Origin of the sequence: Sphingomonas sp. KC8 (assembly GCF_002151445.1) — a bacterium.
GTDB lineage: Bacteria > Pseudomonadota > Alphaproteobacteria > Sphingomonadales > Sphingomonadaceae > Sphingomonas_E.
The window spans coordinates 3,713,505-3,736,625 of the sequence record NZ_CP016306.1 but is presented as its reverse complement, the minus strand read 5'-3'; the positions used below and the strand labels follow the sequence as shown (position 1 = coordinate 3,736,625).

The following is a 23,121-nucleotide window of genomic DNA, read 5'->3' as shown; positions in this document are numbered from 1 at the left end:
ATTACTCCGCTCAGGCAGCCTGGGGGACGATCGCGCCGACGCGCGCTTCAGTGTAGCCACCCTCGCGGCTGTAGGCACGGCGGCCATTGACGAACACCTGTTCGATCCCGGCCGCGCGACGGATGTAGCGGAAGCCGGGCGCGGGCAGATCATCCACCGCGATTTCAGGCCCGCGATCGATATTGTCGGGATCGAAGATGACCAGATCAGCGGCATAGCCGGGTTTCACCAGCCCGCGATCCTTGATGCCCCACAGATTGGCGATGTCGTAGGTCAGCTTGTGGACCGCCGTTTCAACCGACAGCGTCTTGTGGCCGCGAACATATTGGCTGAACAGATATCCGGTGTCGCCATAGGTGGAAAAATTGGTGACATGCGCGCCACCGTCGCCAGCGCCGATGCCGATCAGCGGCTCGGCCAGGAAATCGGCGATCTTGGCGGTATCATTATGGCCCAGCGCTTCGAGGCCAAAGGACGTCTGCAGATCATCCGCGAGTGCGATATCGATGATCGTTTCGGCGATATGGCAGCCGCGTTCCGCCGCGATATCGCGAATGGTGCGGCCTTCCAGATGCGTGCTGTTCGGCCCCGGACGCTTCACGAAGGCATCGGCGAAATCGATCTGCAGGCCGATCGGCATCATGAAGTTTTCGATTTCCGCCGTCAGCTTGGCGCGATGCTCGGGATCGCGCAGCGCCGCCAGCTTCTCGTCATGCGGCATCAGGGTCGTCGCCCACCAGCTCGGCAGGGTCGCAAAGGTCGACATCGGCGCGGTCAGATCGAACGACAGATCGATCGGTCGCGTCTGCATCTGCGGCGTGACGCGCGCGCCATGCGCCGCCTGCAGCTTGATGCGATCGAGCGCGATCCCGACCAGTTCGGGCGAAGCATTGCTGTCGAACAGCGGCGAGAAGGTGGTCGAGATCTTATGCTTGCGCGACAGATCGCCAAGGATATCGATCCGGGCGCACAGCAGATCGGCGTCCCAGAATTCGGGAACAATCTGGAGGATCGCACCAAATTCGCCGAGCACCGCGCACAGGGCGTCAAGTTCCTTGGGTTCGGCCAGACGCGCGGGCACCGGGCGGTTTTCATGGTCGATGTCCACCCACGATCCGCTCATGCCCACAGCGCCGGCGCGCAGGCATTCACGCAGCGCTTCCTGCATGTCGGCGATCTCGGCGTCGGTAGCGGCGCGTTCGCGCGCGGCTTCGCCCATCACCCACAGGCGGATCAGGCTGTGTCCCACCAGCGGGGCCACGTTGATGCCCAGCCCGCCGCGGATCGCATCGACATATTCGCCGAACGTTTCCCACTTCCAGGTGAGGCCCGCGTCAAACGCATTTTGCGGCATTTCTTCGATCTTGCGGAACGTGGCGCCCAGCAGTTCGCGATGTTCGGCCTTCAACGGCGCCAGGCTGAGCGAACAGTTGCCGGGGACGATCGTGGTGATGCCATGTTCCAGCGACGGCTGGGCAAGGCCGTCCCACACCAGCTGCGCGTCATAATGGGTGTGCGGATCGATGAACCCCGGCGCGACGACAAGGCCGCCGGCATCCACCACTTCAGCCGCGTCGCCGCCGATTTCGCCGACCGCGACGATGCGTCCGTCGCGCACGCCGACGTCGCCGGTGAAGCTGGGGCCACCGGAACCGTCGCAGATGCGCGCATTCCGGATGATGAGATCAAGCGACATTGTGGGCTTCCTCTGCCTAAAGACCGCGAATCACCGAGGCGGTCTGGGCCACCTTCGGTTGTCTGATCATTACGATACAATCTGCATCATATTTGGCAAGCGGGATTACGGGCAGGCCGGGCGCCGATTTTTCATCCCGTTGAGGAAGCCCCCGAAAAAATTATGCCGCCGTCCAGCCGCCATCCATCGACATGTTCGCACCGGTGATCGACGCCGCGCCATCGGTGCACAGATAAAGCGCCAGACTGGCCACCTGCTCGACCGTCACGAACTGCTTGGTCGGCTGGCCGGCCAGCAGAACATCGTTCATCACCTGTTCGCGCGTCATGCCCCGCGCCTTCATCGTATCGGGGATCTGCTTTTCGACGAGCGGGGTCCACACATAGCCGGGGCTGATGCAGTTGGCGGTCACGCCAAATGTCGCCGCTTCCAGCGCGACCGTCTTGGTAAGGCCGGCAATGCCATGCTTGGCGGTGACATAAGCCGATTTGAACGGCGATGCGGTCAGCGAATGGGCCGATGCGGTATTGATGATCCGCCCCCATTTCTTCGTCTTCATCCCCGGCAGCGCGGCCCGGATCGTGTGGAAGGCGGACGTCAGGTTGATCGCGATGATGGCGTCCCATTTGTCGACCGGAAATTCCTCGATCGGCGCGACATGCTGGATGCCGGCATTGTTGATCAGGATATCGACCCCGCCAAGCTGCGCGGCGCAATCATGGACCATCGCGATGATTTCGTCGGGCCTGGTCATATCCGCGGCGGAATAGGCCGCCTTCGCCCCGCTGGCCGCCTCCAGCGCCAGCCGTTCCTGTTCGATCGCACCGGCATCGCCGAACCCGTTGATCAGGACGTTCGCACCCTCGGCGGCAAGCGCCTTGGCATAAGCGAGGCCGATGCCCGAAGTGGAGCCGGTGACGAGCGCGGTCTTGCCCTTGAGAAACATGGGGAAACTCCGGTTTTCTAGCGGTTGTTGACGAGATCGAACGCGGCGGTCTTGCCATCGACAATATTGCGGGTGATCAGTTCGGAACGGGTCATCGTTTCGGCGACAGCGGCTTTGCCGGCGGCCCAATGTTCAGCCATCGTCCGCGCCGAAAACTCATAGTCGCGCGATCCGCCCTCCCACGCATTGGCGCGGTAGATCAACTGCACGACGTTGACCGAATATTCGCGCGCCAGTTCGGCCAGGCAGGCGACGTCAGGGTCTGCGGCCATATCCGGCGGCAGTTTGGCCAGCACCTTGCGGATCACCTCGCGTTCGCCGCGCAGTTTCATCAACTGATCGGAAACCTGCCGGGTGCGGCTGGAAAAGCGGATTTCCTTTTCGCGGGCCACCACATCCATGATGGTGTGCGGAAAGGTCGATGCGGCGGGAAACAGATCGACCTGAAAGACCAGCATGTCGCCGACCTGCGTGTCCAGCACATAGGATAGCGGCGTGTTGGAGACGATCCCGCCGTCCCAATACCAGCGGCCATCAATCTCGATCGGCGGCAGGCCCGGCGGCAACGCGCCCGATGCCATGATGTGCCGCGCGTCGATCCGTCGCGCTTTGGGTCCGCGTGTATCGAAATATTCGAAATTGCCGCTTTCCACGTCGACCGCGCCCACCGAAAGGCGGACCGGGCCGTCATTCAGCAGATCCCAGTCGATCAGCGCATCGAGCGTCTCCACCAGCGGGCTGCTGTCGTAAAAGCTGAGCGCCTGCGGAGTGCCCGGCGCGCCGAGCATCGGCGGCACGAGGCGCGGCGTGAAGAAGCCCGGCACGCCAAACATCGCGACGTGCCCCGCCGACCATTCGTGCAGAAACTCGCGCAGATTATCATCGGGCCAGATCGGGAAACTGGGCAGCCACGCCGTCACCCCGTCCCAGAACTGCTTGAGCCGTTCGCAGCGACGTTCCGGCGGATTTCCGGCGATGATCGCGGCATTGACCGCGCCGATCGAAATGCCCGCGACCCGATCGACCGCGATCGCCGCCTCGCCCAGCGCCTGATAGACGCCCGCCTGATAGGAACCCAGGGCGCCACCACCCTGCAACACGAGCGCCACCTCGTCGGGCAGCGGCAACGTTCGCGCGGCAGCGGACGTGGCGGATTGGGCTTCGGCCATGCCGCCTTTCTGCGCGCTATGCCGCAGTGCGGCAAGAGACAAGATTGCAACCAACCGCCGCGGCGCGCATTGTCCGATCAACAACTTCGGGGGAGACCGACCTTGCGCCTGGATGATGAACAGGAAAGCCGCAACATCGAAAGCCAGCGCGGTTCCGGCGGCGGCGGTTTCCAGTTGGGCGGCATGGGCGGCGGCGGCGGCCCCCTCGGGCTGATCTTCAGCCTGGTGGCCAGCCGTTTCGGCATCATCGGCATCATCGGCTTCGCGGTGATCATGATGCTGATGGGCGGCAATCCGCTGTCGATGCTGGGCGGTGGCGGCACCGGGATGGCTCCGCCCGCCGCCAGCCCGTCAGCCACCGGGCAGGCCGCGATCCGCGATGAAACCGATCGCACCGTCGCCAAGGTGCTGGGATCAACCGAACGGCGCTGGACCGACATCTTCGCCGCCGAAGGGCAGAAATATCCGCCGCCGACCCTGGTATTCTACGACAGCAACGGCATGTCGGGCTGCGGCGCCGCGCAATCGGCGATGGGGCCGTTTTATTGCCCGGCCGACCAGAAGATCTATCTGGACACCACCTTCTTCGACGAACTGGCCACCCGCTTCGGCGCACCGGGCGATTTCGGCATGGCCTATGTGATCGCACACGAAGTGGGCCACCACATCCAGACGATTACCGGCATTTCCGACAAGGTGCGCGCCGCCCAGCAGCGCACCGACGAAGCCGGGTCGAACGCACTGCAGGTGAAGATGGAATTGCAGGCCGATTGCTATGCCGGCGTGTGGGCGGCCAACGACAAGAACCTGCTGGAGGCCGGCGACGTCGAAGAAGGCATGCGCGCCGCCCAGGCGATTGGTGACGATACGCTGCAAAAAGCCGCCGGCCGCCGCCCGGTGCCCGAAAGCTTCACCCACGGCACATCCGCACAACGCATGGAATGGCTGCAACGCGGGCTGAAAACCGGCGATCCCGCGCAGTGCGACACGTTCGCGTCATAGGCCGTAGCGGCGCGGCCTTGATAAGGGCGCGCCGGGCCGTTCAACCGGGCAATTATGCCTAGAGCGGGCGCCCTGCGATGCGCGCGATTTCGCGCTGGACCACGCCTTCCACCAGATCCGGCAGCCGCGCGTCGAGCCATTCCTTGAGCATCGGCTTGAGCATTTCGCGGACCAGCCCTTCCAGCGTGCGATCCTCGGCCGGCGCGGGCTGGGCCGGCGGCACCGGCTGGCCCGCAAGTGCCGCGAACGCCTGACGGCTCGCTTCGGCCGTGATCGGCGAAATCAGTTCGGGCGCGCCGGCCGGCTGGGCGATGTCGATCGTCGCCGCCGGCGGCGGCGCGGCTGGCTGCGGTTCGGGTGCGATCTGATCGGTCAGTTCGAGTATTTCGCTCGCCACCGGCGGGGGTGTGGCCGGCTTGGATGTCGCATCTTCCGCCGTGCGACGCACGCGCGGCGCAGGCGCCTCGGCCGCGGTGGCCGCTGGCGCACGCGGCGCACGGGCGGCGCGCGGCTGATTGATCACGACGGCGCTGTCATCGGCGATGATGCGTTTGATGGAGGCGAGAATCTCCTCCATCGACGGGTCGTTGCGAACGTCTGCCATGGCCGCGACTATAGTCTCAGTTCGACGATGGAGTCACGGGGCCTTGGATCCCGGGGTCCGTTGCCGGGTCCACCGTCCGCGTCGCCTGCGTCACCGGGGCCTTGTCGTCCGACCAGTCCCACGCCTTGCCGCGCACGCGATCATAATTGGCGACCGGATCATACAGCGCCCCGCCATCAAGGCCGAGATCGCGCATTTCGGCGCGGCCCATCGCGTTCAACAGCGCGAAACCCGCGACATAGGCATCGCGCCGCGCGGTCACCAGCAGCACTTCGCTGTTGAGCAGTTCCTGTTCGGCGTTCAGCACGTCGAGCACGTTGCGCGTGCCCACGGTGTTTTCCGCACGGGTGCCTTCCAGCGCCAGCCGGTTCGCCGCCACCGCCTGTTCGGCCGAAGCGATCGTCTCGACCGCCGCATCATAGCGCGCGAAGGTCGCCCGGGCATCGGCGATCACCAGCCGTTCGACTTCGACGACCTGTTCAAGCGACTGGCTCTGCACCGCCTGCGCCTGCCGCAGGCGCGCGGCCGTGCCACCACCTTGATAGAGCGGGATACGCGCCGTCAGCCCGACCTGTGAATCGGTGCTCGTGCCATCGAGATTGGTGCCCGCGGGCGCCCCAACCGCCTTGTCCAGCGATCCCAGGAAGTTATTGTACGTGACACCGGTATTCGCCGTAACCGAAGGCAACCGCCCTGCCCGCGCGCGACGGACATCATAGCCCGCCGCCTGCTGGGTTGCCCCGATCGACGCCAGATTGGGATTGTTGTCGAGCGCGATGCGCACCGCTTCGTCCGGGCTGCCCGGCAGCGGCGGCAACGGCGGCGGCGGTTCCAATGTACCGGGCAACGCGCCGATGATCCGGCGATAATTTTCCCGGCTGGCGATCAACTGGCCTTCGGCGGTGCTCAGCCGGCTGCGCGCATCGGACAGGCGCGCTTCGGACTGGGCGACGTCGGTGCGGGTGAGATCGCCCACTTCGAATCGATCGCGACTGGCCTGCAAATTGGTCTGGAGGACCTTCACCTGATTCTGGTTCAGTTCGACGATCGATGCGTCACGGATCACGTCCATATACGCGCCCACCGCATCGGTGAACACGCCGCCTTCGGTGGCGCGCAGATCGGCCCGGCCGGCCATCACCCGGGCGTCCGCGGCGCGGATTCCGTTCTTCACGCTGCCGCCGTTGAACAGCGGATAGGCAATGTCCGCCGACGCCTGCAACGAACGGCCGCCATTTTCCAAGCGGCCAAGCCCCTTGAAATTCTGGGTCACGCCCACTTCACCGGTCAGTTGCGGGCGGCCGTCGGCCTTGGCGATCGCCACCCCTTCGTCAAGCGCACGCAGGCGCGCGCGCGCGCCGGTCAACGTCGGATTCGCCTGATAGGTGCGGACCAGCGCCTCGCGCAGCGTGTCCGCCACTGCAACGTCAACAGCCATGGTCCCGGCCAGCGCCGCGCCGCAGAGCAACCAGAAACGCATGGATGAAAGGCTCCCGTTCAGAAAGTGAAGGCGGCCGGCCGGGCAAAGCCGGGCAGCGGTGCCGCTTCGGCATCGGCAAAGGCGATCATGCCAAAGCCGCCACCAGCCTTGCGGCCGATCGACAGCCGGCTGACGCCCCGTTCGATCACGGCCGCTGCGAGTCGTCCGCCATCGGCAAGCTGATCGATCAGCGTCTGCGGCACCTGTTCGATGGCACCGTCGATGAAAACCAGATCATAAGGCGCGCCCGCAGCCCAGCCGTCCGCCAGCGGGCCATCGACCACGGTCACGTTCGCCGGCAAGCCCGCCGCGCGCGCCTTGGCGGTCAGCGCGGCATCCTCGTCCAGTGCCACGACTTCTGCCACCAGCCCGGCCAGCAAGGCCGCCGAATAGCCTGTCGCCGCGCCAATGATCAGCGCGCGATCGCCCGGCTGGGCCTCGATTTCGGTCAGCAACCGCCCTGTCGCCATTGGCGAATTGAGCAGGCGCCCCCCGCCCAGCGGCACCAGCGTATCGACATACGCGACGGCCGCCCGGTCGGCTGGGACATAATCTTCGCGCGGAACGGCACGCATCGCGTCGACCACGCGCACATCATTCACGGCGGTGGTGCGCAACTGGTTCGAAACCATTGCCAAGCGCATCGATTCAAAATTCTGTTCGGTCACAATTGCCTCGTCGCACAACTGTCTTACAGATGCAATACACCAAAGACGACAGGTGCTTCTAGCCTGCCCGATATCCCGCGCCAAGCAGCTTACGACGCGATGTTCGGCAGACATGCAACCTGTTTCGACGAAATTGCCGTCATCTTACGGCGGATGCACCACAATTTGTCCGTCTGCGAGATGAATACCGCACGATAAGGATAAAGCGACGGCCGATGCAGCCGATCCTATATCGACGTGCGATCGCGGCTGCGGCGCGATGGTGAAACGGCCGGGGTAGCGAAAGTCACAGGGGCGGCTTATGCCCCGGCCATGTTCGCCACCCCCGCCGATTTCGCAGCAGCCCTTGCCGCCATGCCCATTGCCGACGCCGTATCGGGTGCGCAAGCACAGGAACGACAGCAGCACTTGACCAAGCCGCCCGGATCGCTCGGCCGGCTGGAAACGCTGGCGACGTTCATGGCCGGCTGGCAGCAGCGGGACCGTCCCGTCATCGGCCACGCGCGGATCGCGGTGTTCGCCGGCAATCACGGCATCGCCGCGCGCGGGGTCAGCGCCTTTCCGGCATCGGTAACGGCCGCGATGGTGGCCAATTTCGCCAATGGGGGCGCTGCCATCAACGCGCTGGCGAAGGCCGCGAACGCGGAACTCGTCGTCGTCCCGCTCGATCTCGACCAGCCAACCGCCGATTTCACCACCGCCCCGGCGATGAGCGAAACCGAATGCCTGGCCGCCCTGAATGCCGGGGCCGCAGTTGTCGCCGACGGGATCGATCTGCTGGCCGTGGGCGAGATGGGGATCGCCAATTCGACAACGGCCGCCGCCTTGTGCGCGTGCAGTTTTGGCGGCAGCGCGGGCGACTGGGCCGGCCCCGGCACCGGGGTCGATGCCGCCGGGATCGGCCGCAAGGTGGCGACGGTGGCAGCCGGGCTCGCACGTCACGCCGATGCCGCCACAACCCCGTTCGAAATATTGCGCCGGCTGGGCGGACGCGAACTGGCGGCCATCGCCGGCGCCGTGCTCGCCGCGCGCCATGCCCGCGTGCCGGTGCTGCTCGACGGGTTCATCGCCTGCGCCTCGATCGCGCCGCTCGCGGCCGCGTCCCCCGCAATTGCAGACCATCTGATCGCCGGCCATGTTTCGGCCGAGCCGGGCCATGCCCGCTTGCTCCAGCGGCTTGGCCTGGCCCCCCTGCTCGCGCTCGACATGCGCCTGGGCGAAGCGAGCGGCGCGGCGGTGGCGATCAACATCATCCGTTCGGCCCTCGCCGCGCACGGCGAAATGGCCACCTTCGCCGAAGCCGGCATTGCTGCCGGCGCATGAACAGCTTCCTGCTCCATCTGCTGCGCCACGGCGCCCCGACCTTGCCCGGCCGCCTGATGGGCCGCACCGATTGCCCATCCACCACCGAAGGCGTAGCCGCCTGCGTCGAACAGGCCCAAGATCTGGAATGCGCCCGGCTGATCACATCCGATCTGATCCGCGCGCGCGCGGCCGCCGATGCGATCGGCGCGACGGCCGGCCTGCGCGGCACCATCGATCCGCGATGGCGCGAACTGGATTTCGGCGCATGGGATGGCCTGGCCCCCGCCGCGATCGATCCTGCTGCAATGGCCGCTTTCTGGGACGATCCCGATGCCAACCCGCCGCCCGATGGCGAACGTTGGTCGCACCTCACCGATCGCGTGCGTGCCGGCATCGCCGATCTGTCGCCGGTCCCCACCCTGATCGTCACCCATGGCGGGGCGATGCGTGCGGCGCTGGCTTGCTTATGCGGCTTCGGCCAGCGCGAAACCTGGGCGCTGGACCTGCCTTATGCGGCCCTGCTCAGCCTGCGCGTCTGGCCCGGTGAACGGCCGTTGGCGCAAATCATCGGGCTTCGCTGATGCGCGGGCTGCTGATCGCGATCCAGTTCCTCACCCGAATTCCGACACCGCAATTGCGTGATTTCGATCCCGCCGAAATGCCCGCGGCGATCCGCTGGTTCCCGGTGGTCGGCCTGATCGTCGGCACGGCCGTCGCGGGTGCATGGTGGGCCGGCAGCCTTGTCGATCCGTGGTTTGGCGCGCTTGTCGGGCTGGTCGCCTGGGTGGGGGTGACGGGCGCGCTTCACCTTGACGGACTGGCCGATCTCACCGACGCGCTGGGCGCCAGCCATCGTGATCCCGAACGGTTGCTGGCGGTGATGAAGGACCCACATGTCGGCAGCTTCGGCGTCCTGGCGCTGGTCCTGCAAAGTGCAGCCAAGCTGGTGCTGCTCGCCCTGCTGGTCAGCCGGATCGGGCCGTGGCCGCTGGTGCTGGTCCCCGCGCTCGCGCGGATCGGCCCACTCGGCTGGACCCGCTGGCTGCCGCCGCTGGGCGGTGGCCTGGCGGAACGCTTTGCCTGGGCGGTGCGGCGGCGCGATATCGCAATGTGGGCGATCGCCATGCTGGCGGCCGCCATCGCCTGCCCGCCGCTGGCCGTCGCCCCCGTGCTGATGGGACTATGGGGCCTGTGGCTGCGCCGCCGGATCGGTGGGATCAGCGGCGATTGCCATGGTGCAGGGATCGAACTGGTCGAAACCGGTCTGCTGGTGGCGCTGCTGATCGCTGCGGCCGCCTGAAACGACGATCGCCGGAGGCAGCGCCCCCGGCGATCGAATCATCCGTACTGCAAGGTCGATGCAATCAATCGCGCATCGCCATGCCGCCGTTGACGCTGAACACCTGTCCGGTGATCCATTCGGCATCGTCGGACACCAGGAACGCGGCCATCGCCGCGATATCCTTCGGTTCGCCCAGACGCGGGCACGCCGCGCGCTTCAACCCGGCTTCGCGATATTCATCGTTGAGATGTTCCAGCGCCGCTTCGGTCAGCACAAGGCCGGGGGCGACGACATTGGCGCGAATGCCCTGCTTGCCGTAGCGCGCCGCGACGTGGCGCATCAGCGCATGGACGCCATTCTTCGCCACCGGATAGGCCACCTGCCAGGGCGCACCGCCATAAGCCGCGCCCGAACTGGTATACAGCATCGCGCCGCTGCCGCGTTCCAGCATGGTCGGCAACGCCTTTTGCGTGCAGATCAGATAGCTGCGCAGATTAAGCGCGATCGAACGATCGAACACCGCCAGATCGATCGTCAGCGCGTCGATATCACCCTGCGTACCGCCAGCCGCATTGGCATGAAAATAATCAAGCCGATCATAGGTTTTCAGGCACGTCTGGACGAGGTTTTCAACCGAATCCGGATCGCAGATATCCAGCGCCACGCCAACCGCCTTGCCGCCCGCATCGCGGATTTTGGCAGCGGTCTTTTCAGCCCATTCGCCTTCGATGTCGCCGATGACGATCGCAGCGCCTTCTTCGGCCAGCCGGGTTGCCGTTGCCGCGCCGATACCGCGCCCGCCGCCAGCAATCACGCCGGCCTTGCCGTTCAATCCTCGCATCCGATCTCCTCGTCGCGGCACCGGCAAAAGCGCCCTCCGCGATTCTTATGGACCGAAGTCTATATTTATATCGCAATCCAATCAAGGCCGATGGCCAGCCCGTTCAGGTTGCGGGGCATTCAAACATCCTGCCGATCCGGGCCGCCGCTTCGCCCAGCCGTTCTTCGAGCGGATAATTCTCGCCCAGCCGCCAATTGTGGATCATGCCGATGAAAATGCCCGACATCATTTCCGCCACCACACGACGATCATGCGCCTCTTCTTCGGTCGCGACGGAACCGGTATCCAGCAATGTTTCGAACCCGACGGTCAATCGTTCGAGGCGCCCCATCACGCCGGTTTCGTTCCAGCCCATTTCCGAATAGCCGACAATGGGCCGCAGCCGATCGGCTTCCGCCTCCATTGCGCGGCCCGTTTCGACGAACACGACCCGCACGCGTTCGGCTGGGTCGGCGATTTCGGCACGGCACCGCTGCATCCGCGCGAAGAAATGCTCGTGCATCTCGACCACCAGCTGATCAAGAATCTCGCCCTTGCCGGTAAAATAATTGAACAGGGTCGCCCGCGACACTTCGGCCGCTGCCGCGATATTTTCCATCGTCGTGCCCTGCACCCCATCCCGGGCAAAACCGATCCGCGCCGCATCAAGGATTGCCTCGCGCGTGCGAACCTTGTTCAATTCGCGACGGGACATGGGTTTGGTCATGGAAGCGATCCCGCTGGACGTTTCATACTGGACTTGGACCCGAGTATAAATTTATGGTCAAGTCAATTCGAATAGGCGAATGCGAGGCGGATACCGCCCGGACGCCCCGATAACAACAGCCGGAGAGGGCGCCATGGCTACGCGGGACATTTCCTTGAATCCCCCTATCTCGGCTGCGGCCGGACGGATCACCAGCGCCTGGTATGCGCTCGCGGTGCTGCTGATCGTCTACGGTTTCAATTATGCGGATCGTTATCTGCTCGCCGGACTGGCGGAGCCGATTCGCCACGATCTGGGGCTCGACGATCGCTTCATCGGCCTGCTGATGGGGCCGGCCTTCGCCTTGCTCTATTCGGTCGCGTCCCTGCCGATCGCGCGCCTTGCCGATCGCCGATCGCGCGTTGCGATCATGGCGCTGGGCTGCCTTGTCTGGAGCGGATTCACCGTCCTTTCCGGCATGGCGCAGGATGGCTGGACGCTGGCGGCGATGCGTGTCGGTGTCGGCATCGGCGAGGCCGCCTTCATCGCCCCGGCTTATTCGGTACTGGCCGATCGCTTTGCCCCGGAACGGCGCGGCATCGCCTTTGCGATCCTCGGTCTCGGCGTCTATCTCGGCCAGATGGGCGGTTATGTCGCCGGGCCCGCAATCGCCGCGACGGGGGATTGGCGCGACGCATTCTACTGGGTCGGCGGGGTTGGCGCCGCCATCGCCGTCATCACCTACTTCACCGTCGCCGAACCGCCGCGCGGCCAGCGCCCGGCACAGGCCCCGCAGGCCGGATTGTGGAGCACATTCCGACTGCTGTGGCGCAAGGACGCCTATCGCCAGATGAATATCGGGCTGGTGCTGGGCACGCTTTCCGGCATGGCGTTCGGCATGTGGGCGCCCAGCCTGTTTGTCCGCCGGTTCGAAATATCGCTGGCGGACGCCACCGGCGCATTCGGCACGGCCTTCAGCATTTCGGCGATTGTCGGCATGATCGGCTTCGGCCTGCTTTCGGATCGGCTGGTCCGGCGCGATCCGCGCTGGCCGTTGCGGATGGCCGCCGGTGCACTGGCGATTGCAACCGCGATGATTTCGCTGGCCACCGTCGCCAGCGGGATGACGATGGTCATCGCCGTTGCCATCCCGGCCGGCTTGCTCGGCGGTGGCTGGTCCGTCGGGGTGCTCGCGTCGGTTCAGCGCGTGCTGGACGATCGCATCCGCGCGACCGGCACCGCCTTGTTCACGATGTTCAACATGCTGGGCGGGGTGCTGATGGGACCGTTCATCGTCGGCTTGCTGAGCGAGCCATTGGGCGGCGAAGCGGCCGGGCTTCAGATGGCGCTGCTGATCACTATCGCGGCCGGCATACCTGGTGCGCTAATGCTGTGGAAAGCAGCGGATTCCCTCGTCAAGGACCGCGCACTTAACGGAGAATGAGATGACCGAAACGATCCGGCTGAGCCACCATGTCGCAGGGCGCATGGTTGGCGGCGGGGCGGCCTTTACCCAAGCCAGCCCAAGCGACCCCGATGATCTGCGGGTCGAAGGGCCGGAGGCGGATGCCGGACTGGCGGATGAAGCCGTCGCCGCCGCGCGCATCGCGGTCGACCAGCTCGACCGCGCCGGCATCGAAGCCCGCGCCGATGCCCTCGCCCGGATCGGCCGTACGCTGACCGCCGAAGCCGACCGGCTGGCGCTGCTCGCCGCCCGCGAAACCGGAAAAGCGATCAACGACGCCAAGGGCGAAGTGATGCGCGCGGCACGCACGTTCGATTTCTTCGCCGGCGAAGCCCTGCGCAACATTGGCGAACGCTTCACCTCCACCCGCCCCGGCGCGATGGTCGAGGTGGAATATGCCCCCGTCGGCGTGGTCGCGGCGATCACCCCGTGGAACTTCCCCTACGCCATCCCCGCCTGGAAAATCGCGCCGGCCATCGCGTTCGGCAATGCGGTGGTGTGGAAGCCGTCCGAAATCGCATCCGCATCGGCCGAAGCGTTGCGCGCGATCATGGCGAGCGCCGGGCTGCCCGATGGCACGGTTTCGATGCTGCTGGGCGCGGGTGGCGCGGGCGCGGCGCTGACGGGGGCGGACGGCGTTGACGCGATCAGCTTCACCGGATCGGTGGCGACAGGCGGCCGCGTTGCCCGCGCGGCGGCGGAAAAGGGCGTGCGCGTCCAGATGGAAATGGGCGGGGTCAACGGGCTCATCATCCTCGACGATGCCGATCTGGGCGTCGCGGTGGATTGCGCGATCAACGGCGCCTTCTTCAATGCCGGCCAGCGCTGCACCGCCACATCGCGGATCATCGTGACGAACGGCATTGCCGATCGCTTCATCGCCGCCTTCATCGAACGCGCCAAAACGCTGGCGGTGGGCGATCCGCGCGATCCCAAGACGCAGATCGGGTCGCTCGCCGCATTCCGGCAGAAAACACTGATCGCATCGCAGGTGGAACAGGTGGAAGCATCGGGCCTGACGCCGCTGATCGGCGGATCGGCCGCAACCATGCCGCACGCCTTCTTCGCGCCCACCCTGTTCGATCATGCCCAAACCGATTCGCTGATGGGCCAGGAAGAGATTTTCGGCCCCGTCGCCGGCATCTTCCGCGTGGCCGATTTCGATGAAGCGATGGCGACGCTCAACAGCAACCGTTACGGCCTGTCGGCGGGCATCTGCACCCGATCGCTGCTGCACGCCGAGGAATTCAAGCGCCGCGCCCGCACCGGCATGCGGATGGTGAACCTGGCCACCGCCGGCGTCGATTATCATGCCCCCTTCGGCGGGGTCGGCATTTCCAGCTTCGGCCCGCGCGAACAGGGCCGCGCCGCGCGGACCTTCTACACGACGACGCGGACGGCGTACCAGTTGGCGGTGTGATGCACGGGCTTGTGAGGATGGGCAACGCCAACCCATCTTCACAAGTTCAACGGCCGCCAACGCAAATCCCCTCATCCATTTGCATCATGCTTGTCCCGATCAGGGCAACCATCTTGCAAGAAAGGAGAGAGGATCATGGCCATCAGCGTCGACACTGCTATCGCACGCCTCGAAATTCGGGATGTGCTCGCGCGCTATGTGCAAGGCGTGGATCGGCGCGACGCCGAAATCATCCGTAGTTGCTATCATCCGGATGCGTTTGAGGCGCACCATATATTCAACGGCAGTGCGGTCCGCTTTGCCGACTGGCGCGCCGGGCAACGCTTCCGTTCCCATCATGCGCTGTCCGAAAGCGCCATCACCTTCGACGGCGACCGGGCGTTCGTTGAAACGCCCCATATCGCCGTCGTCCATGTCGATGTCGCGATGCCTGAAATCAGGGGCGTGATCGAGTGCAGAACATCCGGCTGGTATCTCGATATCTTCAGCCGCCGCGATGGCGAATGGCGGATCGAGCATCGCCATGTGAGCACATTCGAACTGACCGAACGATTTGTCGACAGTGGGGCGGTGATCGATTCATCTGCCCATGAGCGCCTGATTTCAGCCGGGTTCGATCTTCCCCGGTTTGCGCCCGAGCCTATCGAAATCGACGACGTGGCGGAGACGATCCGCTGCCGTTTCTTCCAGAAGCGCCCCGGATCGGCATCATCCGCATAGCTGTCGTGCGCCGCTGGATCAGGGCCGTCGGTCAGGCTTACGCGGCTTAAAGACAAGGGGGAAGGAGGCCACCGCCCACGCAGGACGGCCCCTCCCCCTTGCCCTGTCAGGTCAGATGTGGATCGGCAGGCCGCGCACCGCCATCGCCGCTTCCTTCAGCGCTTCGGGGTGCGTCGGGTGGGCGTGGCAGGTGTAGGCGATGTCTTCGGACGTGGCGCCGAATTCCATCGCCTGGGCCGCCTGCGCGATCATCGTGCCGGCGACCGAGGCGACGATGTGGACGCCCAGCACGCGATCGGATTTCGCGTCGGCGATGATCTTCACGAAGCCGGCGGTGTCGTCGATCGTCTTGGCGCGGCTGTTGGCGAGCATCGGGAACTTGCCGATCTTCACATCGCCACGCGCCTTGGCTTCTTCCTCGGTGAGGCCGACGCCGGCGATTTCGGGCATGGTGTAAACCACGCTCGGGATCACATCATGGTTCACGATGCCGGTGAGGCCGGCGATGTTTTCGGCGACCGCAATGCCTTCATCCTCGGCCTTGTGGGCGAGCATCGGGCCGGGAACGACATCGCCGATCGCCCAGATGCCGGGGACGGTTGTCGCGAAATCATGATCGGTTTCGATCTGGCCGCGCTTGTTGACGGCAAGCCCCGCCTTGTCGAGCGCGAGGCCATCGGTGTTCGGCTTGCGGCCGATCGACACCAGCACGACATCCGCGTCGATCGTCTGCGCGGCGCCGCCGGCGGCCGGCTCGACGGTAAGCGTGGCACCCGCGCCGTTGCGCACAACGCCCGTCACCTTGGTCGACGTCTTGATATCGAAGCCCTGCTTCTTGAACAGCTTGGCGGCTTCCTTGCGGACTTCGCCGTCCATGCCGGGCAGGATCTGGTCGAGATATTCGACAACCGTGACCTTGGCCCCCAGACGCCGCCACACCGAACCCAGTTCCAGCCCGATCACGCCGCCGCCGATGACGACCATGTGGCCCGGCACCTTCGCCAATTCGAGCGCGCTGGTGGAATCGACGATCGCTTCATGATCGACCGCAACGCCCGGCAGCGGCATGACCGACGATCCGGTGGCGATGACGATGTTCTTGGCGCGGTACGTCTTGCCGGCGACTTCGACGCTATCCTTGCCGGTAAATGCGGCGCGGCCCTTCAGCCATTCCACCTTGTTCTTCTTGAACAGGAATTCGATGCCGCCGGTCAGCCCCTTGACCGCCTTCAGCCGCTGGCCGTGCATCGCATCCACATCGAGGCTGGCGCCTTCGATCTTGACGCCGAACTTGGCCAGCGCGCCCGAATGCGCTTCTTCATAGAGGTGCGATGCGTGAAGCAGCGCCTTCGAAGGGATGCAGCCGACGTTGAGGCAGGTGCCGCCCAGCGTTTCGCGGGCTTCGGCGCACGCCACCTTCAGGCCAAGCTGGGCCGCACGGATCGCCGCGACATAGCCACCCGGGCCGGCACCGATGACAAGGACGTCGAAGTCATAATCGGACATTGGCATTTCCCTTCCGCGTCATGCCGGAAACGCTGGCACCGCGTGCGCCAAGGCGCGCTCTTAAAACACGACACCCCGGTTTTCGCCGGGGTGTCACAGGTTTCTTACAGGTCGATCAGCAGGCGCGTCGGATCCTCGATCGCTTCCTTGATGCGAACGAGGAAGGTGACGGCTTCGCGGCCATCGATCAGGCGGTGATCATAGCTGAGCGCCAGATACATCATCGGCCGGGCAACGATCTGGCCGTCGCGGACAACCGGACGTTCCTCGATACGGTGCAGGCCCAGCACGGCCGACTGGCCGAGGTTGATGATCGGGCTGGACAGCAGCGAGCCGAACACGCCGCCGTTGGAAATGGTGAAGGTACCGCCCTTCATCTCTTCCATCTTCAAGGTACCGTCCTTGGCGCGCTTGCCGAAATCGGCGATCGTCTTTTCGATGCCGGCAAAGCTGAGCTTGTCGGCATCGCGGACGACCGGGACGACCAGGCCCTGCGGCGCGGAGACCGCGACCGAGATATCGGCATAATCGCGATAGACGATCTCTTCGCCTTCGATCGACGCGTTCACCGCCGGCACGTCGCGCAGGGCCAGCACCGCCGCCTTGGCGAAGAAGCTCATGAAGCCCAGGCGGATGCCGTGCTTCTTTTCGAACAGATCCTTGTAGCGATTGCGCGCGTCCATCACCGCCGTCATGTCGACGTCGTTATAGGTCGTCAGCATCGCGGCCGTGTTCTGCGATTCCTTGAGGCGCGAGGCGACCGTCTTGCGCAGGCGCGACATGCGCACGCGTTCTTCGGTGCGGCCGGCCGCATCGGGCTGGATGCGCGGTGCGGCGGCAACGGCGGCGGGCGCGGAGACGGCGGGCGCCGGTGCCTGCGACTGCGCCTTGGCGGCGGCCAGCACGTCATCCTTGGTCAGGCGGCCATCCTTGCCGGTGCCACGGATCTTCGACGGATCGAGGCCATGTTCCAGCACGACACGGCGCACCGCGGGCGACAGCGTCTTGGGATCTTCATCCTCATCGGCCGGCGCGGATGCCGGCTCGGCCGGGGCCGCGGCTTCCGCCTGGCCAATCGCATTGCGATCCTCCACCGCCGGGGTGGCGGTGGTGACGGCACTGGCGCCTTCATTGATCACCGCGATCACCGCGCCGACGAGGACGGTATCGCCCTCGGCCACGGCCAGATCGCCCATCACGCCGTCCACCGGCGCGTTCACTTCAACGGCGACCTTGTCCGTTTCCAGGCTCGCAATCGGCTCATCCGCCTTTACGGCATCGCCCGGCGCCTTCAGCCACTGGCCCAGCGTCGCTTCGGTGATCGATTCGCCCAGCGTGGGCACCTTCACTTCAGTAGCCATGTCTCAGTTCGCCTTCACTTCATGGCCAAGCGCTTCCGCAACGAGCGCCGCCTGCTGTTCCATATGCTTGCGCGCGAGGCCGGTGGCCGTCGCCGCGGACGCCTTGCGCCCCGAGTAGATAGCGCGGGCCGGCCGGACGTTCGCTTCCTTCAGGCATTCCTCCAGGATGGGTTCGACGAAGAACCACGCCCCATTATTCTTGGGTTCTTCCTGCGCCCAGACCACCGTTTCAAGGTTCGGCATACGCGCCAGCCGCTTGACCAGCGCTTCGGCCGGGAACGGATAAATCTGTTCGATGCGGATGATCGACGTGTTCTTGTCGCCCGCCGCGTCGCGCGCGTCGGCCAGATCGTAGAACACCTTGCCCGAACACAGCACCACGCGCTTCACATCCTTGTCGGCGGGCGCGTTGGGATCCGACAGGATCCGCATGAAATGGCTGTCGCCGGTGAACTGGTCGATCGTCGATACCGCCGCCTTGTGCCGCAGCAGCGATTTCGGCGTCATGATGATCAGGGGCTTGCGGAAATCGCGGTGCAACTGCCGGCGCAGGGCGTGGAAATAATTGGCCGGCGTGGTGATGTTGCACACCTGCATATTATCTTCGGCGCACAGCTGAAGATAACGCTCCAGACGCGCCGAGCTATGTTCCGGCCCCTGCCCTTCATAGCCGTGCGGCAGCAGCATCACGAGGCCGTTGACGCGCAGCCACTTGGCTTCGCCCGCCGCGATGAACTGATCGATCATCACCTGCGCGCCGTTGGCGAAATCGCCGAACTGCGCTTCCCACAGCACCAGCGTATTCGGCGCGGTGGACGCATAGCCATATTCGAAACCGAGCACGCCGAATTCAGACAGCGGGCTATCGAGCACCTGGAAACGCCGGTCGAGCGTCGACAGCGGGATATATTTGTGGCCGTCCTTCTGGTCGGTCCACGCCGCATGGCGCTGGCTGAACGTGCCGCGCCCGCAATCCTGCCCCGACAGGCGGACCGGATAGCCTTCGAGCAGCAGCGAACCGAACGCCATTGCCTCGCCGGTCGCCCAGTCGAAGCCCTCGCCGGTCGCGAACATCGCCTTCTTGGCGTCGAGAATGCGGCTGAGCGTCTTGTGGATCGAGAAATCCGCCGGAACGGTCGTCAGCACATCGGCCAGCTTGTCGACCGCAGCCTGATTGATGCCGGTGTTGGCGGCGCGCCGTTCGGTCACCGGTTCGCGCGGCGCGGCAAGGCCAGTCCAGTCCCCTTCGAACCAGTCCGCCTTGTTGACGCGGAAACCCTTGGCGGCGTCGAACTCGTCTTCCAGCATCTTGACGAATTCCTCGACCGTCTGATCGAGCCACGCCTGATCGATCACGCCTTCGGCCTTCAACCGATCGGCATGGATTTGCGAGATCGGCGGATGCTTGCGGATCGCATCATACATTTGCGGCTGGGTGAAGCCCGGCTCGTCGCCTTCATTGTGGCCGAAGCGGCGATAGCACCACATGTCGATCACCACGTCGCGCTTGAAGGCGACACGGAATTCGGTGGCCAGCTTGCACGCGAACGTCACGGCTTCGGGGTCGTCGCCGTTGACGTGAATGATCGGCGCCTGGACCATCTTGGCGATGTCCGACGGATAAGGCGACGAACGCGCATATTGCGGGCTGGTGGTGAAACCGACCTGGTTGTTGATCACGAAATGGATCGTGCCGCCGGTATTATAGCCGGGCAGCCCCGAAAAGCCGAAGCATTCCATGATGATGCCCTGCCCCGCGAACGCGGCGTCGCCGTGCAACAGGATCGGCATGACCTGATTGCGCTCGATATCATCCAGCTTGGTCTGCTTGGCGCGCGCCTTGCCGAGGACGACGGGATCGACCGCTTCAAGGTGCGACGGGTTGGGCGCGAGGCTGAGATGGACGACATTGCCGTCGAACTCGCGATCGGTGGAGGTGCCGAGGTGATATTTCACGTCGCCCGAACCGCCGACATCTTCGGGGTTCGCCGAACCACCGGCAAATTCGCTGAAGATCGCGCGGTACGGCTTTTCCATGACGTTGACGAGAACGTTCAGGCGCCCGCGATGAGCCATGCCGATCACCGCTTCGCGCACGCCGCCGGCGCCACCATATTTGATGACGTTTTCAAGGGCTGGGATCATCGATTCGCCGCCGTCGAGGCCGAACCGCTTGGTGCCGACATATTTGCGGCCGAGGAACTTTTCCCATTGCTCGGCGTGGATCACCTTGGACAGGATCGCCTTCTTGCCCATGTCGGTGAAGTGGATCGCCTTGTCGCGGCCTTCCATGCGTTCCTGCAGGAAGCGGCGCTCCTCGATATCGGCGATGTGCATATATTCGAGGCCGACATGGCCGCAATAATTCGCACGCAGGACGGCCACGAGTTCGCGGATCGACGCGCGTTCCAGCCCCAGCGTGCCGCCAAGGTGGATCGGGCGATCCAGATCGGCACCAAAGAAGCCATGGAATTCAGGGGTCAGATCGGCGGGCAGTTCACGCTTGGCGAGGCCCAGCGGATCGAGATCGGCGCCCAGATGGCCACGCACGCGGAACGACCGGATCAGCATCACCGCACGGATCGAATCCGTCACGGCGCGCTGGATATCTTCGGCTGAAACTGCGGGTTTGGCCGCGGCAACCGCGGCACCCTTGGGCGATGCCTTGGGCGGCAAGGCGGACTGGGTGGGATCGAACCCCGCCGTCAGCGCGTCGGTATCCGTCAGCGGCCAGTTCGGCCGCGCCCAGGATGGGGATGCGACGGTCGTCGCCAACCCGTCGAAATATGCGCGCCAGCCTGCTTCCACAGAAGCGGGATCAGCCTCGAAGCGCCGGTACAGCGCCTCCACGAAGGAAGGACTAACGCCTTCCAGCTCGTCGAAACCCAGACCTTCGATACCCATTTTGCCGTCCTCGCGCGGATCCGCGCTTTGGTTGCAGATGCCGGTGCCGATGCGCCGGCTTTGATGAACATGTCATTTAGGGCGGAAAACGGTTCGGCAGAACCGTTCCCCACCCTTTATTTTTACCGGGTGCGACGCCCGTGCGATCGGGCGCCGCCGCCGCGCATCAGCCCTTGAGGACCGCTGCCAGCGTGGTACCCAGTTCGGACGGGCTGGCCGCGACGCGGATGCCCGCAGCTTCCATCGCCGCAATCTTGTCTTCGGCCCCACCCTGGCCGCCCGACACGATCGCGCCGGCATGGCCCATGCGACGGCCCGGAGGCGCGGTACGGCCCGCGATGAAGCCGGCCATCGGCTTCTTGCGACCGCGCTTGGCTTCGTCGCGCAGGAACTGTGCGGCTTCTTCTTCCGCGCTGCCGCCGATTTCGCCGATCATGATGATCGACTTGGTTTCGTCGTCGGCCAGGAACAGTTCGAGCACGTCAATGAAGTTCGTGCCGTTGACCGGGTCGCCACCGATGCCGACAGCCGTCGTCTGGCCGAGGCCGGCGTTGGTGGTCTGGAACACCGCTTCATAGGTGAGCGTGCCGGAACGCGACACGACGCCGACCGAACCCTTGGAGAAGATCGAACCGGGCATGATGCCGATCTTGCATTCGTTCGGGGTCAGGACGCCGGGGCAGTTCGGGCCGATCAGGCGCGACTTGGAACCCTGGAGCGCGCGCTTCACGCGAACCATGTCCAGCACCGGAATGCCTTCGGTGATGGTGACGATCAGCGGCACTTCCGCGTCGATCGCTTCCAGGATCGAATCCGCAGCAAAGGGCGGCGGAACGTAGATCACGGTCGCATCGGCGCCGGTGGCGTGCACCGCTTCGTGCACGGTGTCGAAGTTCGGCAGGCCGAGGTGGGTGGTGCCACCCTTGCCCGGCGTGACGCCCGCAACCATCTGCGTGCCATAGGCCAGCGCCTGCTCCGTATGGAAGCTGCCGGTGTTACCCGTCATCCCTTGCGTGATGACCTTGGTGTTCTTGTTGATCAGAATCGACATCGGATTTGTTCACCCTGTCTGGGGGGGAGACTCGAAAGATCGGGATTAAGCGAGGCTGGGGTCGATACCCTTGCAGGCGACCAGCAGTTCCTTGACCGCGTCGACCGAAACCTGAAGGTTGCCCTTGGCTTCCGCGTCCAGCTTGATTTCGACGATCTGTTCGACGCCGCCGGCGCCGATGATCACCGGCACGCCGACATACAGGCCATCAAGGCCATATTTTCCGCCATCGACATACGCGGCGCAAGGCAGCAGGCGCTTCTGATCGTTGAGATAGGCTTCCGCCATCGCGATGCCCGAGGTGGCCGGCGCATAATAAGCCGAACCGGTCTTGAGCAGGCCGACGATTTCGCCGCCACCCGAACGGGTGCGCTGGACGATCGCGTCGATGCGTTCCTTGGTCGAACGGCCCTGTTCGATCAGATCCGGCACGGGGATGCCCGCAACCGTCGAATACTGAACGACGGGGACCATCGTGTCGCCATGGCCGCCGAGCACGAACGTGTTCACGTCGCGCACCGAAACCTGGAATTCATCGGCGATGAAGTGGCTGAAGCGTGCCGAATCGAGCACGCCGGCCATGCCGACGACCTTGTTGTGCGGCAGGCCCGAAAATTCGCGCAGCGCCCACACCATCGCATCGAGCGGGTTGGTGATGCAGATCACGAACGCGTCAGGCGCGTTGTTCTTGATGCCTTCGCCCACGGCCTTCATGACCTTGAGGTTGATGCCGAGCAGATCGTCGCGGCTCATCCCCGGCTTGCGGGCGACACCGGCGGTGACGATGATCACGTCGGCGCCGGCGATGTCGGCATAATCGTTCGTGCCGGTGATCTTGGCGTCAAAACCTTCGACCGGGCCGCACTGGCTGAGGTCGAGCGCCTTACCCTGGGGTACACCTTCGACAACGTCGAACAGGACGATATCGCCCAGTTCCTTGATCGCCGCGAGATGGGCGAGCGTGCCACCGATATTGCCTGCGCCGATAAGCGCGATTTTCTTCCTGGACATGCGCG

General features: G+C 65.0%; 20 protein-coding genes. 7 read left to right on the top strand and 13 right to left on the bottom strand.

The features are described from left to right. Positions 1 to 10 precede the first annotated feature (10 nt). The 3 genes from KC8_RS17800 to KC8_RS17790 all read right to left on the bottom strand — a co-directional run bounded on the left by KC8_RS17800 (position 11) and on the right by KC8_RS17790 (position 3,811). The gene (locus tag KC8_RS17800) at positions 11 to 1,696 is read right to left on the bottom strand and encodes an N-acyl-D-amino-acid deacylase family protein (protein WP_010126688.1); all 1,686 of its coding nucleotides are present in this window, start codon (positions 1,694 to 1,696) and stop codon (positions 11 to 13) included. 160 nt (positions 1,697 to 1,856) lie between these two features. Continuing rightward, complete coding sequence (locus KC8_RS17795) at positions 1,857 to 2,642, bottom strand: 3-hydroxybutyrate dehydrogenase (RefSeq protein WP_010126687.1); 786 nt, start codon at positions 2,640 to 2,642, stop codon at positions 1,857 to 1,859. 17 nt (positions 2,643 to 2,659) lie between these two features. Next, positions 2,660 to 3,811: a patatin-like phospholipase family protein gene (locus KC8_RS17790; RefSeq protein ID WP_010126685.1), complete on the bottom strand. Its 1,152-nt coding sequence runs from the start codon at positions 3,809 to 3,811 to the stop codon at positions 2,660 to 2,662. Positions 3,812 to 3,913: 102 nt separating this feature from the next. Here KC8_RS17790 and ypfJ point away from each other — a divergent pair, with 102 nt between their 5' ends. Next, entirely contained in the window at positions 3,914 to 4,813 is a 900-nt protein-coding gene (ypfJ, locus tag KC8_RS17785; protein WP_010126684.1) for a KPN_02809 family neutral zinc metallopeptidase, read from the top strand. Between the two features lie 58 nt (positions 4,814 to 4,871). Here the strand turns inward: ypfJ and KC8_RS17780 are convergent, their stop codons facing one another. The 3 genes from KC8_RS17780 to KC8_RS17770 are packed head-to-tail and all read right to left on the bottom strand — an operon-like array spanning position 4,872 to position 7,541. Continuing rightward, the gene (locus KC8_RS17780) at positions 4,872 to 5,417 is read right to left on the bottom strand and encodes a DUF2497 domain-containing protein (RefSeq protein WP_010126683.1); all 546 of its coding nucleotides are present in this window, start codon (positions 5,415 to 5,417) and stop codon (positions 4,872 to 4,874) included. 16 nt (positions 5,418 to 5,433) lie between these two features. Continuing rightward, complete coding sequence (locus KC8_RS17775) at positions 5,434 to 6,897, bottom strand: TolC family outer membrane protein (RefSeq protein WP_010126682.1); 1,464 nt, start codon at positions 6,895 to 6,897, stop codon at positions 5,434 to 5,436. A gap of 17 nt (positions 6,898 to 6,914) precedes the next feature. Continuing rightward, positions 6,915 to 7,541, bottom strand: coding sequence for a protein-L-isoaspartate O-methyltransferase family protein (locus tag KC8_RS17770; RefSeq protein WP_037496656.1), 627 nt, complete (start codon positions 7,539 to 7,541; stop codon positions 6,915 to 6,917). Between the two features lie 336 nt (positions 7,542 to 7,877). On the opposite strand from KC8_RS17770, the gene cobT reads away from it, so the two are divergent. The 3 genes from cobT to cobS are packed head-to-tail and all read left to right on the top strand — an operon-like array spanning position 7,878 to position 10,170. After that, positions 7,878 to 8,888, top strand: a complete 1,011-nt coding sequence (gene cobT / locus KC8_RS17765) for a nicotinate-nucleotide--dimethylbenzimidazole phosphoribosyltransferase (protein WP_029624689.1) — start codon at positions 7,878 to 7,880, stop codon at positions 8,886 to 8,888. Continuing rightward, a complete protein-coding gene (locus KC8_RS17760; RefSeq protein WP_010126679.1) occupies positions 8,885 to 9,451 on the top strand; it encodes a histidine phosphatase family protein in 567 nt (188 codons plus the stop codon). The genes cobT and KC8_RS17760 overlap by 4 nt, the downstream gene beginning before the upstream one ends. Beyond that, a complete protein-coding gene (cobS, locus tag KC8_RS17755; protein WP_010126678.1) occupies positions 9,451 to 10,170 on the top strand; it encodes an adenosylcobinamide-GDP ribazoletransferase in 720 nt (239 codons plus the stop codon). The genes KC8_RS17760 and cobS overlap by 1 nt, the downstream gene beginning before the upstream one ends. A gap of 64 nt (positions 10,171 to 10,234) precedes the next feature. Here cobS and KC8_RS17750 read toward each other — a convergent pair whose 3' ends face one another. Further along, complete coding sequence (locus KC8_RS17750) at positions 10,235 to 10,993, bottom strand: SDR family NAD(P)-dependent oxidoreductase (protein ID WP_029624688.1); 759 nt, start codon at positions 10,991 to 10,993, stop codon at positions 10,235 to 10,237. Between the two features lie 103 nt (positions 10,994 to 11,096). Continuing rightward, on the bottom strand, positions 11,097 to 11,699 hold the full coding sequence (locus KC8_RS17745; RefSeq protein WP_083831272.1) for a TetR/AcrR family transcriptional regulator: 603 nt from the start codon (positions 11,697 to 11,699) through the stop codon (positions 11,097 to 11,099). Between the two features lie 154 nt (positions 11,700 to 11,853). On the opposite strand from KC8_RS17745, the gene KC8_RS17740 reads away from it, so the two are divergent. The 3 genes from KC8_RS17740 to KC8_RS17730 all read left to right on the top strand — a co-directional run bounded on the left by KC8_RS17740 (position 11,854) and on the right by KC8_RS17730 (position 15,283). Further along, complete coding sequence (locus KC8_RS17740; protein WP_050805442.1) at positions 11,854 to 13,122, top strand: spinster family MFS transporter; 1,269 nt, start codon at positions 11,854 to 11,856, stop codon at positions 13,120 to 13,122. 1 nt (position 13,123) lies between these two features. After that, positions 13,124 to 14,563: an aldehyde dehydrogenase family protein gene (locus tag KC8_RS17735; protein ID WP_010126674.1), complete on the top strand. Its 1,440-nt coding sequence runs from the start codon at positions 13,124 to 13,126 to the stop codon at positions 14,561 to 14,563. A 135-nt stretch (positions 14,564 to 14,698) separates the two neighbouring features. Continuing rightward, complete coding sequence (locus KC8_RS17730; RefSeq protein ID WP_010126673.1) at positions 14,699 to 15,283, top strand: nuclear transport factor 2 family protein; 585 nt, start codon at positions 14,699 to 14,701, stop codon at positions 15,281 to 15,283. A gap of 111 nt (positions 15,284 to 15,394) precedes the next feature. Here the strand turns inward: KC8_RS17730 and lpdA are convergent, their stop codons facing one another. From lpdA to mdh, 5 genes are all read right to left on the bottom strand, one after another. After that, entirely contained in the window at positions 15,395 to 16,789 is a 1,395-nt protein-coding gene (gene lpdA / locus KC8_RS17725; protein WP_010126671.1) for a dihydrolipoyl dehydrogenase, read from the bottom strand. A 104-nt stretch (positions 16,790 to 16,893) separates the two neighbouring features. Continuing rightward, on the bottom strand, positions 16,894 to 18,150 hold the full coding sequence (gene odhB / locus KC8_RS17720) for a 2-oxoglutarate dehydrogenase complex dihydrolipoyllysine-residue succinyltransferase (RefSeq protein WP_010126669.1): 1,257 nt from the start codon (positions 18,148 to 18,150) through the stop codon (positions 16,894 to 16,896). 3 nt (positions 18,151 to 18,153) lie between these two features. Continuing rightward, on the bottom strand, positions 18,154 to 21,054 hold the full coding sequence (locus tag KC8_RS17715; RefSeq protein WP_010126668.1) for a 2-oxoglutarate dehydrogenase E1 component: 2,901 nt from the start codon (positions 21,052 to 21,054) through the stop codon (positions 18,154 to 18,156). Positions 21,055 to 21,220: 166 nt separating this feature from the next. After that, positions 21,221 to 22,105 (bottom strand): succinate--CoA ligase subunit alpha, encoded by an 885-nt coding sequence (sucD, locus tag KC8_RS17710; protein ID WP_010126667.1) that lies wholly within the window; start codon positions 22,103 to 22,105, stop codon positions 21,221 to 21,223. A 45-nt stretch (positions 22,106 to 22,150) separates the two neighbouring features. Beyond that, positions 22,151 to 23,116, bottom strand: coding sequence for a malate dehydrogenase (mdh, locus tag KC8_RS17705; protein WP_010126665.1), 966 nt, complete (start codon positions 23,114 to 23,116; stop codon positions 22,151 to 22,153). Between the last annotated feature and the right edge of the window lie 5 nt (positions 23,117 to 23,121).

Excerpts from the sequence above, each read along its gene's own strand:
- KC8_RS17760 (WP_010126679.1), top strand. The coding sequence starts at position 8,885 with ATGAACAGCTTCCTGCTCCATCTGCTGCGCCACGGCGCCCCGACCTTG.
- KC8_RS17795 (WP_010126687.1), bottom strand. The coding sequence starts at position 2,642 with ATGTTTCTCAAGGGCAAGACCGCGCTCGTCACCGGCTCCACTTCGGGC.
- cobT (WP_029624689.1), top strand. The coding sequence starts at position 7,878 with ATGTTCGCCACCCCCGCCGATTTCGCAGCAGCCCTTGCCGCCATGCCC.
- KC8_RS17735 (WP_010126674.1), top strand. The coding sequence starts at position 13,124 with ATGACCGAAACGATCCGGCTGAGCCACCATGTCGCAGGGCGCATGGTT.
- KC8_RS17780 (WP_010126683.1), bottom strand. The coding sequence starts at position 5,417 with ATGGCAGACGTTCGCAACGACCCGTCGATGGAGGAGATTCTCGCCTCC.
- KC8_RS17800 (WP_010126688.1), bottom strand. The coding sequence starts at position 1,696 with ATGTCGCTTGATCTCATCATCCGGAATGCGCGCATCTGCGACGGTTCC.
- odhB (WP_010126669.1), bottom strand. The coding sequence starts at position 18,150 with ATGGCTACTGAAGTGAAGGTGCCCACGCTGGGCGAATCGATCACCGAA.
- KC8_RS17770 (WP_037496656.1), bottom strand. The coding sequence starts at position 7,541 with ATGCGCTTGGCAATGGTTTCGAACCAGTTGCGCACCACCGCCGTGAAT.
- KC8_RS17790 (WP_010126685.1), bottom strand. The coding sequence starts at position 3,811 with ATGGCCGAAGCCCAATCCGCCACGTCCGCTGCCGCGCGAACGTTGCCG.
- KC8_RS17745 (WP_083831272.1), bottom strand. The coding sequence starts at position 11,699 with ATGACCAAACCCATGTCCCGTCGCGAATTGAACAAGGTTCGCACGCGC.
- cobS (WP_010126678.1), top strand. The coding sequence starts at position 9,451 with ATGCGCGGGCTGCTGATCGCGATCCAGTTCCTCACCCGAATTCCGACA.
- KC8_RS17775 (WP_010126682.1), bottom strand. The coding sequence starts at position 6,897 with ATGCGTTTCTGGTTGCTCTGCGGCGCGGCGCTGGCCGGGACCATGGCT.
- mdh (WP_010126665.1), bottom strand. The coding sequence starts at position 23,116 with ATGTCCAGGAAGAAAATCGCGCTTATCGGCGCAGGCAATATCGGTGGC.
- KC8_RS17750 (WP_029624688.1), bottom strand. The coding sequence starts at position 10,993 with ATGCGAGGATTGAACGGCAAGGCCGGCGTGATTGCTGGCGGCGGGCGC.
- KC8_RS17715 (WP_010126668.1), bottom strand. The coding sequence starts at position 21,054 with ATGGGTATCGAAGGTCTGGGTTTCGACGAGCTGGAAGGCGTTAGTCCT.
- KC8_RS17730 (WP_010126673.1), top strand. The coding sequence starts at position 14,699 with ATGGCCATCAGCGTCGACACTGCTATCGCACGCCTCGAAATTCGGGAT.
- lpdA (WP_010126671.1), bottom strand. The coding sequence starts at position 16,789 with ATGTCCGATTATGACTTCGACGTCCTTGTCATCGGTGCCGGCCCGGGT.
- sucD (WP_010126667.1), bottom strand. The coding sequence starts at position 22,105 with ATGTCGATTCTGATCAACAAGAACACCAAGGTCATCACGCAAGGGATG.